At 73.8% G+C, this 12,638-nt stretch carries 11 protein-coding genes; 6 read left to right on the forward strand and 5 right to left on the reverse strand.

The genetic code is table 11. The features are described 5' to 3' along the window. Window positions 1-32: 32 nt before the first annotated feature. Both QOZ86_RS15530 and QOZ86_RS15535 read right to left on the reverse strand, forming a co-directional pair. The gene (locus QOZ86_RS15530) at window positions 33-725 is read right to left on the reverse strand and encodes a DUF4190 domain-containing protein (protein WP_284492887.1); all 693 of its coding nucleotides are present in this window, start codon (window positions 723-725) and stop codon (window positions 33-35) included. Window positions 726-1,247: 522 nt separating this feature from the next. Further along, entirely contained in the window at window positions 1,248-2,666 is a 1,419-nt protein-coding gene (locus tag QOZ86_RS15535; protein ID WP_284492888.1) for an FGGY-family carbohydrate kinase, read from the reverse strand. Between the two features lie 197 nt (window positions 2,667-2,863). On the opposite strand from QOZ86_RS15535, the gene QOZ86_RS15540 reads away from it, so the two are divergent. Both QOZ86_RS15540 and xylA read left to right on the forward strand, forming a co-directional pair. After that, window positions 2,864-4,171 (forward strand): ROK family transcriptional regulator, encoded by a 1,308-nt coding sequence (locus QOZ86_RS15540; RefSeq protein ID WP_284492889.1) that lies wholly within the window; start codon window positions 2,864-2,866, stop codon window positions 4,169-4,171. 58 nt (window positions 4,172-4,229) lie between these two features. Further along, window positions 4,230-5,393: a xylose isomerase gene (gene xylA / locus QOZ86_RS15545; RefSeq protein WP_284492890.1), complete on the forward strand. Its 1,164-nt coding sequence runs from the start codon at window positions 4,230-4,232 to the stop codon at window positions 5,391-5,393. Between the two features lie 45 nt (window positions 5,394-5,438). Here the strand turns inward: xylA and QOZ86_RS15550 are convergent, their stop codons facing one another. The 3 genes from QOZ86_RS15550 to QOZ86_RS15560 form a co-directional block, all read right to left on the reverse strand. After that, window positions 5,439-5,852: a hypothetical protein gene (locus tag QOZ86_RS15550; RefSeq protein ID WP_284492891.1), complete on the reverse strand. Its 414-nt coding sequence runs from the start codon at window positions 5,850-5,852 to the stop codon at window positions 5,439-5,441. Further along, entirely contained in the window at window positions 5,852-6,364 is a 513-nt protein-coding gene (locus QOZ86_RS15555; RefSeq protein WP_284492892.1) for a cupredoxin domain-containing protein, read from the reverse strand. Before QOZ86_RS15555 ends, QOZ86_RS15550 begins: the two co-directional genes overlap by 1 nt. A 215-nt stretch (window positions 6,365-6,579) precedes the next feature. Continuing rightward, window positions 6,580-7,083, reverse strand: a complete 504-nt coding sequence (locus QOZ86_RS15560) for a hypothetical protein (RefSeq protein WP_284492893.1) — start codon at window positions 7,081-7,083, stop codon at window positions 6,580-6,582. Between the two features lie 163 nt (window positions 7,084-7,246). On the opposite strand from QOZ86_RS15560, the gene QOZ86_RS15565 reads away from it, so the two are divergent. From QOZ86_RS15565 to QOZ86_RS15580, 4 genes are all read left to right on the forward strand, one after another. Next, window positions 7,247-8,410, forward strand: a complete 1,164-nt coding sequence (locus tag QOZ86_RS15565; RefSeq protein ID WP_284492894.1) for an ROK family protein — start codon at window positions 7,247-7,249, stop codon at window positions 8,408-8,410. A gap of 273 nt (window positions 8,411-8,683) precedes the next feature. Then, window positions 8,684-10,279 carry a sugar ABC transporter ATP-binding protein gene (locus QOZ86_RS15570; RefSeq protein WP_284492895.1) on the forward strand — a complete coding sequence of 532 codons (1,596 nt, stop codon included), beginning with the start codon at window positions 8,684-8,686 and terminating at the stop codon, window positions 10,277-10,279. Beyond that, window positions 10,276-11,454 carry an ABC transporter permease gene (locus QOZ86_RS15575; protein ID WP_284492896.1) on the forward strand — a complete coding sequence of 393 codons (1,179 nt, stop codon included), beginning with the start codon at window positions 10,276-10,278 and terminating at the stop codon, window positions 11,452-11,454. Before QOZ86_RS15570 ends, QOZ86_RS15575 begins: the two co-directional genes overlap by 4 nt. 123 nt (window positions 11,455-11,577) lie before the next feature. Continuing rightward, window positions 11,578-12,633, forward strand: a complete 1,056-nt coding sequence (locus tag QOZ86_RS15580; protein ID WP_284492897.1) for a substrate-binding domain-containing protein — start codon at window positions 11,578-11,580, stop codon at window positions 12,631-12,633. Window positions 12,634-12,638 lie beyond the last annotated feature (5 nt).

Raw genomic sequence — 12,638 nt, forward strand, 5'->3', positions numbered from 1 at the left:
CGGAGCCGGCCCGGCGCTTTCTCGTTCAGGTGTCAGTAGCCGGCTGCGGCGCAGGCTTCGCCCACGCGGGCGTCATCCTCGGTCAGCGCGGCGTCCAGGTACGAGGGGTCCTCGCCGGCGCTGATGGCATCCGCGGTCAGCTGCAGGTTGTCCGACATCAGCTGCACATCCTGGACGAACACCGGGTCCGAGGTGCTGGCGGCCGCACCCTCGAGCGTGGTGCGCACGTCGGTGACGAGCAGCGCGTACTCCTCGGGCGTGGTGACGGTCGCCACGCCCGCGTCGAACTCGCCCAGGGCGGGAGCAATGACCTCGCACGCCGCGAGCACGCCCGAGGGGTCCCCGGCCGGCTCATCGACCGGGGCCGTGGCCTGGGTCTCCGCCATCGCACCCGTCTCTGCGGCCTCCTGGACCGCCGCGAAGATGAAGAAGGACGCCAGCAGGGCGAGGAGCGTAAAGACGATCGACAGGATCAGCCCGGCGATGGCCAGACCGCGGCCGCCTTCGCGCCGCTTCTTGATCTGGCTCAGGCCGAGGGCGCTGAACAAGATGCCCAGCGGGCTGAACACGAAGGCGAAGATCAGGCCCAGGATCGCCATCGTGTTGGTGCGCTGGGGAGTGGGCTCGAAGCCGGGGATGCCGTAGCCGTGGGCCGGCTGTCCCGACGGGTACTCGGTGGATTGGACCGGACCGGTCGCCGGCTCGTAGGGCGTCTGCTGCGACACGTTGAGATTCCTCCGTGAGTGCGCCGGACCTCGTGGCCGGCGAGGGATGTCGTCGGGAATGTCGGCGACGCCAGCGACGACGCGTCCCGAAACGGACCGATTCGCCAGATCCGTCACCCCACCCGTCCCGCCAATGTCATCAGACCCAGTGGCCACCCCTTCGGCGGCGACCCGCGGGGCGGACGACTGACGCCATGGCCCTGAACCGAGCCGACCCGCTCCGGGCGGCGATGGCGCGTGACGGAGCCACCTGCAACTTGTCCGGGCGTCACTCCAGCGGTCCGCACTGGCACGCCATGGACTGGACGGACTGGCGTCCCGGAGTGGGCCGTACACCTCACCCGTCGCTGCTGGGCGTTCCCGCGGGAACGTCGTCGAGCCGCTCACCCCCACAGCGTTCCCGCGGGAACGCGTCGGCGGCCCCACTGCCCCCGAGTGGGCCGCCACCAGCCAGCCGAGTCCGCGAACCAGTGGACGCGAATTCATCGTGCTGCCGTAGTCGGCTCCCTCCGACCGATCCTCCTACTGGCCGTCGGTCCGGCCGCGCACCTCCGCGTAGCGCTCCCGGACGGCGGTCGCCGGCGGCCCGTCGAACTCGGCCAGCCCCGGCTGCGACCACTCCGGTGCGGCATCGGCGCCCGAGAGCACCCAGGCCGCCTGCCGGGCCGCGCCGTCGGCCACGTACTCGCCGGGCGGCGGCACCAGCACCGGCCGGCCGAAGATCCCCGGGGCCAGCTGCTGCACGGCCGGGGAGCGCGCCGCGCCGCCGATCAGCAGCACCCGCTCCACGGTCACGCCCTGGGCGACGACCGCCTCGATGCCGTCGGCCAGCCCGCAGAGCAACCCTTCGATCGCGGCCCGCGCCCAGTGCGCCGATGTGGAGGTGCGCAGCGTGAGCCCGTGCACCGAGCCGGTGGCGTCGGGGAGGTTCGGCGTCCGCTCGCCCTCGAGGTAGGGGACGAGGACGAGCCCGTCCGCGCCCGAGGGCGCCGACAGCGCCAGCTCCGACAACGTCTCGTGGTCCACGCCGAGCAGCGCGGCCGCGGCGTCGAGCACCCGGGCGGCGTTCAGGGTGGCGACCAGCGGGAGGTGGTTGCCGGTGGCGTCGGCGAAGCCGGCGACGGTGCCGGTCACGTCGGCCACCGCGGTCGGGGTCACGGCCGACACCACGCCGGACGTGCCGATGGAGACGACGACGTCACCGGGCCGTGCCGCCAGCCCCAGGGCAGCGGCCGCGTTGTCGCCGGTGCCGGGACCGAGGACGGCGCTGCTGCCGGCGAGCGCGCCGACCCGTTCGGCCGGTCCGGCCACCCGGGGGACGGCGGGCCGGCGCCCGCGCATGGCGCGCTCGAGCAGGTCGAGCCGGTACTCGCCGGTGCGGGCCGACCAGTAGGCGGTGCCGCTGGCGTCCCCGCGGTCGGTGACCAGCGTGCGCAGGTCACGGTCGGCGGACAGCCGCCAGGTCAGCCAGTCGTGGGGCAGGCACACCGCGGCGGTGCGGTCGGCGTTCGCCGGCTCGGCGTCGGCCAGCCAGCGCAGCTTGGTCGCGGTGAACGAGGCGACCGGCACCAGGCCCACGGCGTCGGCCCAGGCCCGGCGGCCCGCGGCCTCGTCGCCGTCGCCGAGCTCGCGGATCAGCTCGGCGGCGGCCGGCGCGGAGCGGACGTCGTTCCACAGCAGCGCGTCGCGGACCACCTCGCCGCGCTCGTCGAGGCAGACCATGCCGTGCTGCTGGCCGCCGACGGCGACGGCGGCGACGTCGTCCAGCCCGCCGGCCTCGGCGGCCGCGGCGCGGAACGCCTCCTCCCAGGCATGGGGCGCGACCTCGGTGCCCGCGGGGTGCGGCGCGCGGCCGGAGCGGACGAGCTCGCCGGTGTCGGCGTCCCGGACCACCACCTTGCAGGCCTGGGTCGAGGTGTCGACGCCCGCCACGAGCGTCATCGGACCGGGCTCCGGTCCGGACGGGCGGGAACGCGGACGGGGCCGGCCGCGGGGAGGTGCGGCAGCGAGACGGGGGTCATGGGAAGGGGACCTTAGGCGGCCGGGCCGCGGGCTGCCCGGTCGAGGGCGCCGCGGGAGGGAGGGGCGGGTCTTGACCGCCGTCGTCCCCAGCCCTAATTTGTTGATGGAACCGACGAATGCCGTGGGACCCGCTCGAGGAGGTGGCGATGGGCACCGGACCGTCCCTGTACGACGACTCCTCCGAGCGGCGCGCCCCGGCCGACCAGGCCACCGTGCGGCGCACCAACCTCGGGCTGGTGCTGCGCCACCTGCGGGACTCCGGCCCCCGCTCCCGCGCGCGGATCGCCCAGGAGACCGGCCTGAACAAGGCGACGGTGTCCAGCCTCGTCGCCGAGCTGGCCGAACGGCGTCTGGTCAGCACCGGTGACGTCGACCGGGCCGGCTCGGTCGGCCGCCCCGGCCTGATCGTGCACCTGGACGGAGCCTGCGTCTGCGGCATCGGCGTGGAGCTCAACGTCGACTACGCCGCCGCACTCGTCCTCGACCTGCGCGGCGAGGTGCTGTTCGAGCAGCGCCTGGCCCTCGACGTCCCCGCGCTCGGTGCCGAGCGCACGCTGGATGCGGTGGCCGGCCTGGTCACCGACGCCGTCGCGGCGGTCGCCGGCCGGGGCGCCCGCCCCGCCGGCCTCACCGTGGCCGTCGCCGGCCTGGTGCGCAGCGTCGACGGCGTCGTGACCCTGGCGCCGAACATCGGCTGGCAGGACGTCGCCGTCCTGGACGGGTTGCGGGCGCGGCTGGACGTCGACTTCCCGATCCGGGTGGAGAACGATGCCAACCTCTCCGCCATCGCCGAATGGGCCATGGGTTCCGAGGCGCGCACGCCCGACCTGGTCTACCTGACCGGCGAGGTCGGTGTCGGTGGCGGCGTGATCGTGGCCGGGCGGCTGCTGCGCGGCGCCGGCGGGCTCTCCGGCGAGGTGGGGCACACCTCCCTCGGCGACCCGGGCGCCGTCTGCGGGTGCGGCCGGCGCGGCTGCTGGGAGACCGTCGTCGGGCTGGCGGCCCTGCTGCGCGCCGCCGCCGACCCCGGGGACCCGGTGCACGACCCGGGCCGGGACCTGGAGACCCGGCTGGCCGAGGTGGCCCGCCGGGCCGAGGACGGCGACCTCCGCACGCTGGCCGCCCTGGAGCAGGTGGGCCGGTCGCTGGGCACCGGCGCCGCCGTCCTGGTCAACCTGTTCAACCCCGGCGTGGTGATCCTCGGCGGCTACTTCGCCGTCCTGGGGCGGTTCCTCCTCGAGCCCCTGCTGGCCGAGCTCCAGGCCCGGGTGCTCGGGCCCGGGATCGCCGGCGCCCGCGTCGCCCTCTCGACCCTCGGCTTCACCGCCGCCGTCCGCGGCGGCGCCCACGTGGCCCTCGAATCGGTCTTCGACGACCCCACGCTGGTCCCGGTGCCGGACCTCGCGCCCGCGGGCGCCCGGTGACCCCCGCCGTGCCCGAACGCAGTGTCCGCAATCGACCCCTCTGGACGGAGATCCCCGCATGACCGACCGATTCACCCCCAGCAAGGACGACAAGTTCAGCTTCGGTCTCTGGACCGTGGGCTGGCAGGGCGTCGACGTCTTCGGCGGCCCGGTCCGCCCGCTGCTGGACCCGGTCGAGGCCGTCCACCGGCTGGCCGAGCTCGGCGCCGCCGCCGTCACCTTCCACGACGACGACCTGGTGCCCGACGAGCCGACCCGCGAGGCCACCCTCGAGCGGTTCAAGAAGGCGCTCGCCGAGACCGGCGTCGGCGTCGAGATGGCGACCACCAACCTGTTCGGCGCCCCGGTGTTCAAGGACGGCGGCTTCACCGCCAACGACCGCGCGGTCCGCCGGTACGCGATCGCGAAGGTGCTGCGCAACATCGACCTGGCCGCCGAGCTGGGCGCGAAGACGTACGTCCTGTGGGGCGGCCGCGAGGGTGCGGAGTCCGGCGGGACCAAGGACGTCGCCGCCGCGCTCGACCGGTACAAGGAGGGCCTCGACGTCCTCTGCGCCTACGTGCGCGACAAGGGCTACGACATCCGGTTCGCCCTGGAGCCCAAGCCCAACGAGCCGCGCGGCGACATCCTGCTGCCCACCATCGGGCACGCGATCGCCTTCATCAACGAGCTGGAGGAGCCCGACCGCGTCGGCCTCAACCCCGAGGTCGGCCACGAGGAGATGGCCGGGCTGAACTTCGCCCACGGCATCGCCCAGGCGTTGTGGCACGACAAGCTCTTCCACGTCGACCTCAACGGCCAGCACGGCCCGCGCTTCGACCAGGACCTGCGCTTCGGCGCAGGCAACCTGCGTGGTGCGTTCTGGACCGTCGACACCCTGCTGGGTGCCGGCACCGGCAAGGCCTACGACGGCTACCTGCACTTCGACTACAAGCCGCCGCGGACCGAGGACATGGACGGCGTCTGGGAGACCGCCCGTGCCTGCATGCGCAACTACCTGATCCTCAAGGAGAAGGCGCAGGCGTTCCGCGCCGACCCGGAGGTCGCCGAGGCCCTGGAGGCCGCCCGGGTCGCAGAGCTCGCCGTCCCGACCCTGGCCGAGGGCGAGAGCCTGGACGCGCTGCGCGACGAAGCCCACGACCCGGAGGCCCTGGGTGCCCGCGGTCTGCAGTTCGAGCGGCTCGACCAGCTGGCCATGGAGCACCTGCTCGGCGTCCGCTGACCGGTACCGGAGCGGGCGGGCGGGTTTCCGGCCCACCCGCTCCGGTCAGGCCGGGCGCCGCCGGGAGACGACGGCCAGTCCGGTGAGGACGACGGCCGCCGCCGCCTCGATCCAGAACGTCTCCCACCACAGCGGCGCCGCGGTCGACTCCACGAACCCGAACAGGCCCACGGTGGTGGACAGCAGCAGGGCCGCCAGCGTGCCGGCTGAAACCAGTGCGCCCAGGGCGGCCGCCCCGGCCAGCAGCCGCCGGGGCACTGCCAGCAGCAGGACCGCCAGACCCAACCCGGCGATCCCGTCGAGCAGGAACGCCGGCCCGATGACGTCGATCGTGCGGTAGCCGTCGACCCACAGCTCCAGGTGCAGCCAGCCCATCGCGGCCAGCAGGGCCGCCCCGGTGGCGCGCAGCCCCCAGGTGAGGGTCGACCGGGACCGTGCCGGTGCCGTGACGGCGGTCATCACGCCACCTCGATGGTGATCTCCATGCCCATCGACCGGTGGTTGCCGACGGAGCAGTAGACCACGTACGTACCCGGCTCGAGGTCGACCGTGAGCGTCTCCGACTGGCCCGGCTGGAGGATCTCCGTGGCGGCGACGTCCTCACCGTCGCGCTCGACGACGAAGTCGTGGCTGGCACCCCCCTCGTTGGCCACGGCGAACTCGTAGCTGCCGGCGGCGAAACTGTCCTCGCCGAGCTCGATGGCGAAGTCGACCAGCTGCGCCTCGACGGTCTCCGCCTCCTGCTGCCCGGCCGGCGCGGAGGACTGGGTCGCGGACTGGGCCGGGGGCTCGGCGGAGGACGGAGCCGAGGACTGCGACGGGCTGGACGGCGCTGCAGCGGCGCCGTCCATGTCGGCCTCGCTCCCGCCGCAGGCCGAGGTGACGGCGAGGACCCCGGCGAGGGTGAGAGCGGAGGCCGCCCCACGCATCCGCCCGGAGACGCGGGAACGGGAACGGGTCGAACGGGACATGCGCACTCCTCGGGTCGGCGGTGCCGTCCGCTGGGTTGCACACGGCGTCCGCGCGTCCCGGAGGAGGGGCGTCGCACCCGGGACGTCAACTCTTCGTCAGCGGGGGGCCATCCGGATGGGACGTGCTGCAGGCGCGGCCGACCAGCCGGGCGACGGACGCCGCCGCCGGCTGGTCGGCCTGGTGCACCTGCCGGGGGAGGAGCTCCCGGGCGGGATCAGTCGCCGAGGCGCCGACGCGCCTTGGCGGCCCGCTTGTTCGCCTTGTCCAGGGTCTTCGCCGCCTTCCGCACCCGGCGCGGCTCGCGGTCGACGGTGCCGCGCACCAGCAGGCCGACGCCGATGCCGAGCAGCCAGCTGTCCTTGGCGATCGCCAGCCCCTGCTCGGTGGGGGCGAGGCTGCCTTCCTTCCGCATGCCCGGCGTCTTCAGGTAGAGGCCCAGCAGCCCGCCGGAGAAGGCGGTGAGCGCGGCACCCGCGACGGCGGTCGGCACGAACGGCGTCAGCAACGCGGCGCCGATGGCGATCTCCGCCGTCGACAGCGCCTGTGCGAACTGCTTCGGCTCCATCTTCCCGAGGAACGGGTACGTGCCGGCGGCGAAGCCGTGCATGCCGGCGGCGGCCTGCTCGTCGGCGCCGCGCTTGCCGAGACCGCTGTTGAGGATGAACGCGCCGGCGGAGATGCGGGGCGCGATCTCGGACAGGGTGATGGGCAGGCCCACGGGGAACACCTCTCTGGTCGACGGAGTGCGTGCAGCGCTCGATCCGCGCACCTCCGAGCAGTGCCCCGTGCACCTGTGCCCAACCGTGCCGAGCCGAGGGGTGGTCTCCCCCCATCGGTCCACGTGCCCTGGGGCCAGGGTTCCGGCGTGTCACTATGACGGCGTGGCGTCCACCTCTGCCTCGGCCGGCGTGCTGCTGCGGCACGTGCGCACCGGCCGCGCGCGCAGTCGCGCCGACCTCGTGGCGCTGACTGGCGCGTCGCGGAACACGGTGAGTGCACGGGTGGACCAGCTGATCTCGGCGAACCTCCTGGAGGAGGGCGGCCGGGGCTGGAGCACCGGCGGCCGCCCCCCGACGCTGCTGCGGTTCAACAGCCGGGCCGGGTGCGTGCTGGCGGTCGACCTCGGGGTGACCAGTGTCGACGTCGCCGTCACCGACCTGTCCGCGCAGATCCTGGGCACCGTCGGTCATCCGATCGACATCGCCGACGGGCCCGCGCCGGTGCTGGCAGAGGTCGACCGGCTGGCCCAGCAGGTGCTGGCCGAGGTCGGGTTGACCCCTGCCGACGTGTGCGCGGTCGGCGTAGGGGTGCCCGGGCCGGTCGAGTTCTCGACCGGCCGTCCCTCCCATCCGCCGATCATGCCGGGCTGGCACGACTACCCGGTGCCCAGCGCCTTCGGGCGCTACGACTGCCCGGTCTACGTCGACAACGACGTGAACGTGATGGCGCTGGGCGAGATGGGCGTCGCCGGATCGGTGCAGGACGTCCTGGTCGTGAAGGTCGGCACCGGCATCGGCTGCGGGGTCATCGTCGACGGCCGGGTCTACCGCGGCGCGCAGGGCAGCGCCGGCGACATCGGGCACATCCACGTCGCGCAGCCGGACGGGCGCACCGTCGCCTGCCGGTGCGGGCAGGACAACTGCCTGGAGGCCATCGCGGGCGGGGGAGCGCTGCTGCGGGACGCCATCGCGGCGGGGCTGCCGGTCGCCACCGTGCGTGAGGTGGTGCGGCTGGCGGCGCAGGGCGACGGGGTCGCGCTCGGACTGGTCCGGGACGCGGGTCGCACGATCGGCACCGTGCTCGCCTCGCTGGTCAACTTCTTCAACCCGCACCGCATCGTCATGACCGGCGGCGTCGCCCAGGCCGGCGTGCCGCTGCTCGCCGGCATCCGGGAGGCCGTCTACCGGCGGTCCATGCCGCTGGCCGCACGGGCCCTGGAGATCACCGTCAGCGAGGCTCCCGACCTGTCCGGACGCGTCGGTGCCGCGCTGATGGCCATCGAGGAATACCTCGACGAGGACTCCGTCCAGGCGCTCGCGCGCTAGCGCCGGCGCGAGCAGCGCCCCGTCGCGGCCCTCTCCGCCGCATCCCTGGCGCCGCCGACATGCGCGTGGTGGCGGTCATCAGGCGTCGGAACGCGCCGGGATGCGCATGGTGGCGGTTATCAGCCGCCGGTGCGCCGCGGGTGCCGGCAGCCATGGCGCAGGTATCGGTTCGGTAACCCCGCTGCACACCCTTGACCCGCTGTGACGGCGCACATAGGTTGCTGCCTCGACGGACTAATGGTCAGAAGTGAGCAAAAGTCTCGAGGTGGCGATGTGGCCGATGGACCAGGGCCGGGCGGCGGCTCCCGCAGTGGAGCGCCGCTGCTCGAGATGCACGGGATCGTCAAGACGTTCCCCGGGGTTCGCGCACTCGACGGCGTCGACCTCGACGTGCGGGCCGGCGAGGTGCACTGCCTGCTGGGCCAGAACGGGGCCGGCAAGTCCACGCTGATCAAGGTGCTCGCCGGCGCCCACCAGCCCGACGCCGGCACGATCAGCTGGGCAGGCGAGCCGGTCACGCTCGGCGATCCGCAGGCCGCCATGTCGCACGGCATCGCCACCATCTACCAGGAACTCGACCTCGTGCCCGGGCTCACCGTGGCCGACAACGTCTTCCTCGGCCGGGAACGTTCCCGGTTCGGCCTCGCCCGGATGGCGTCGGCCAACCGCGCCACCGCGGAGCTGCTCGCGCGGCTCGGGCACCCCGAGATCCGGCCCGCCGCCGAGCTCGGCTCGCTGTCGGCGGCGTCCCAGCAGATGGTCAGCATGGCGCGGGCGCTCTCCCAGGACGCCCGGCTGATCGTCATGGACGAGCCCTCGGCGGTGCTGGACAACGAGGAGGTCGAGCGCCTCTTCGGCGTGATCCGCGAGCTGACCGCCGGCGGCGTCGCCGTCGTCTACATCTCCCACCGGCTCGAGGAGATCCGGCAGGTCGGCGACCGGATCACCGTCCTCAAGGACGGCCGCACGGTCGCCACCGGCCTGCCCGCCCGCGAGACGCCGACCCGGCAGGTCATCACGCTGATGACGGGGCGGGACATCGAGTACGTCTTCCCCGAGCGGTCGTCCGCGCTCCGCGACGGCGAGCCGCTGCTGGCGGTCGAGGACCTGGGCCTGCGCGGCCGGTTCGCCGACGTCTCCTTCACCGTGCGGCCCGGCGAGATCGTCGGGCTCGCCGGGCTGGTGGGCTCTGGCCGGTCGGAGATCCTGGAGACCATCTGCGGCGCGCGGAAGCCGACGGCGGGCACGGTGCGGGTCGCCGGCCGCCGACTGCGCCCCGGCGACGTCGCGGCCGCCGTGGACGCCGGGCTGGGCCTCGCCCCCGAGGAGCGCAAGAGCCAGGCCCTGCTGCTCGGCGACTCGGTGGCCCGCAACATCAGCATCTCCAGCCTGCGCCGGTTCGCCCGCGCGGGCTTCCTGTCCGGCCGTGAGGAGAAGCAGGCGGCACAGGCCCAGGTCGACGCCCTCGACGTGCGCCCGGCCGACGTCGGCCGCGAGGTGCGGACGCTGTCGGGCGGCAACCAGCAGAAGGTCGTGCTCGCCCGGTGGCTGCTGCGCGACTGCCGGGTGCTGCTCCTCGACGAGCCCACCCGCGGCGTGGACGTCGGCGCGCGGTCGGAGATCTACGCCCTGATCCGCGGCCTGGCCGATCGCGGGGTCGCCGTCGTCGTCGTGTCGAGCGAGATCCCCGAGGTGCTGGGGCTGGCCGACCGGGTGCTGGTCATCGCCGAGGGCTCCGTCGTCACCGAGCAGCCCGCGTCCGCGCTCGACGAGCACCGCGTGCTCGACCTGGTCATGGAGCAGGCGGCCGCCCGGTCGCGCGCCGCTGGAGAAGGCGGCCCCCACATGGGTGAGAGGGACACAGCATGAGCGAGAGCAGCACCGCGACCGTGACGGAGGGGGCCACCTCGCCGGCCGCCGCTCGCGGGCCGGGCGGCGGCACGGGATCGGGCTTCCTGTCCGGCCCGCTCGGCCGCAACCTCGGCCTGGTCATCGCCCTGGGCATCCTGTGCGCGGTCGGCGCGGCCACCGCGCCCGACCGGTTCGTCGACATCGACAACGTGCTCACGATCCTGCGGCTGGCCGCGGTCATCGGCGTGGTCAGCGTCGGCATGACCTTCGTGATCATCGGCGGCGGGATCGACCTGTCCGTGGGGGCGCTGGTCGCGCTGTCGTCGGTCTGGGCCACGACGCTGGCGACGCAGGCGATGGCGCAGGACTTCCACTGGATCGTCATCGTGCTCACCGCGATCCTGGTCGGCGCAGGAGCCGGGCTGGTCAACGGCATCGTCATCGCATACGGCAGGATCGTCGCCTTCATCGCCACCCTCGCGATGCTCGCCGCGGCCCGTGGCCTGGCCGAGATCATCTCCAACCGGCGCACCCAGATCCTGGACAACCAGGCCTTCCACGCCTTCTTCGACGGCGACGTGCTCGGCGTGCCGACGCTGGTCATCATCTTCGCCCTCGTCGCGGTGGCCGGCTGGGTGCTGCTCAACCGCACGACGTTCGGCCGGCGCACCTTCGCCGTCGGCGGCAACGCCGAGGCGGCCCGGCTGGCCGGTATCCGGGTGCAGCGGCACACCGTCTGGCTGTACGTGCTGTCGGGGGTCACCTGCGGCATCGCGGCGGTGATGCTCGTGGCCCGGACGACGACCGGCACCTCCACGCACGGCCTGCTCTACGAGCTCGACGCCATCGCCGCCGTCGTCATCGGCGGCACGCTGCTGATCGGTGGCCGCGGCACGATCGTCGGCACGGTCTTCGGCGTGCTGATCTTCACCACGCTCGGCAACGTCTTCACGCTCAACAACCTGTCCAGCTCGGCGCAGGCCGTCGCCCGCGGCGTGATCATCGTGCTCGCCGTCCTGCTGCAGCAGCGGGTGGCCACCGGTGGGTTCAGCTTCCGCCGGTCGGCCGGCGGCGTCTCGTCCTCCGGTGCCGGCGCCGCACCCGGCACGCCGGCCGGATCGGTCTCCGGCGGTACGAGCGCACCCGGCGCGCCCGGCGGAGCCCGTCCCGGCGGCACGACCGACCGCTCCTAGACCCGGCCGGGCTGGGGGCGCCCCGGCGTCCCCCAACCCGGTCGCACCGACCGCCGGACCACCGGTCCGCGGCGCACCACCCCGACCCCTGGCACCGCCGCCGGGGCGAACCGAGGAGAGAAGATGACCGCAGCGAGGCGGCGCCCGACCCGGCGCCTGACCACCCACACCGCGGTGGCGCTCATCGGCGCCGGCGCGCTGCTGGCCGGTTGCACGAGCAACGAGCCCGCGGACACCGGGGCCACCGACACCGACAACGTCGCCAGCTCCAACGACGAGGCCGGCGAGACGGTGCGCATCGGGTTCTCCGCCCCGGCTGCCGACCACGGCTGGATGGCCGCGATCACCGAGGCCGCCCGGGAGCAGGCCGAGCAGTACGAGGACGTCGAGCTCACCGTCGCCGAGGGCACCAACGACGTCAGCACCCAGATCGCGCAGGTGGAGACGTTCATCAACGAGGGCGTCGACGCGATCGTGCTGCTGCCGTTCGACGGTGCCGCTCTCACCCCGGTCGCCCTGGAGGCCATGGAGGCCGGCATCCCGGTGATCAACGTCGACCGGGAGTTCTCCAGCCCGTTCGCGTCCCGGTCGACGATCCTCGGCGACAACTACGGCATGGGCGTCTCGGCGGGCACCTACGTCTGCTCCCGCCTGGGCGACCAGCCCGATGCCGTCGTCGCCGAGGTCGCCGGCATCGACTCCCTCCCGCTCACCCAGGACCGCAGCCAGGGCTTCGCCGACGCCCTGGCCGACTGCGGCCTCGACGTCGACAACCGGGTCGCGGCGGAGTTCACCGTCGAGTCCGGCGAGGAGGCGGCGGCCAACCTGCTGCAGGCCGCGCCGGAGATCGACGCCATCTGGAACCACGACGACGACCAGGGCGTCGGCGTGCTGGCCGCCATCGAGAACGCCGGCCGCGACGAGTTCTTCATGGTCGGCGGCGCGGGTTCGGCCAACGCCATGCGCGCGATCCAGTCCGGCGACTCGGTGCTCGAGGCGACGGTCATCTACCCGTCGACCCAGGCGGCCGACGGCATTACGCTGGCCCGCCTGATCGCCCAGGACAAGAACATGTCCGATCTGGTGTCCCAGGGCGTGCCGAAGCGGATCATGCTGGCGGCGCCGGTCGTCACGGCCGAGAACGTCGACCAGTACCTCGACAACGCGTTCGAATCCTGACCCGC

The sequence above is a fragment of the Blastococcus capsensis genome (assembly GCF_030165005.1).
Taxonomy (GTDB): Bacteria; Actinomycetota; Actinomycetes; order Mycobacteriales; family Geodermatophilaceae; genus Blastococcus; species Blastococcus capsensis.

What these genes read in the sequence shown, in the direction of transcription:
- QOZ86_RS15535 (WP_284492888.1), bottom strand. Translation starts at nt 2,666, where the DNA reads ATGACGCTCGTGGCGGGCGTCGACACCTCGACCCAGGCCTGCAAGGTG.
- QOZ86_RS15540 (WP_284492889.1), top strand. Translation starts at nt 2,864, where the DNA reads ATGCCGTGGGACCCGCTCGAGGAGGTGGCGATGGGCACCGGACCGTCC.
- xylA (WP_284492890.1), top strand. Translation starts at nt 4,230, where the DNA reads ATGACCGACCGATTCACCCCCAGCAAGGACGACAAGTTCAGCTTCGGT.
- QOZ86_RS15550 (WP_284492891.1), bottom strand. Translation starts at nt 5,852, where the DNA reads ATGACCGCCGTCACGGCACCGGCACGGTCCCGGTCGACCCTCACCTGG.
- QOZ86_RS15555 (WP_284492892.1), bottom strand. Translation starts at nt 6,364, where the DNA reads ATGTCCCGTTCGACCCGTTCCCGTTCCCGCGTCTCCGGGCGGATGCGT.
- QOZ86_RS15575 (WP_284492896.1), top strand. Translation starts at nt 10,276, where the DNA reads ATGAGCGAGAGCAGCACCGCGACCGTGACGGAGGGGGCCACCTCGCCG.
- QOZ86_RS15580 (WP_284492897.1), top strand. Translation starts at nt 11,578, where the DNA reads ATGACCGCAGCGAGGCGGCGCCCGACCCGGCGCCTGACCACCCACACC.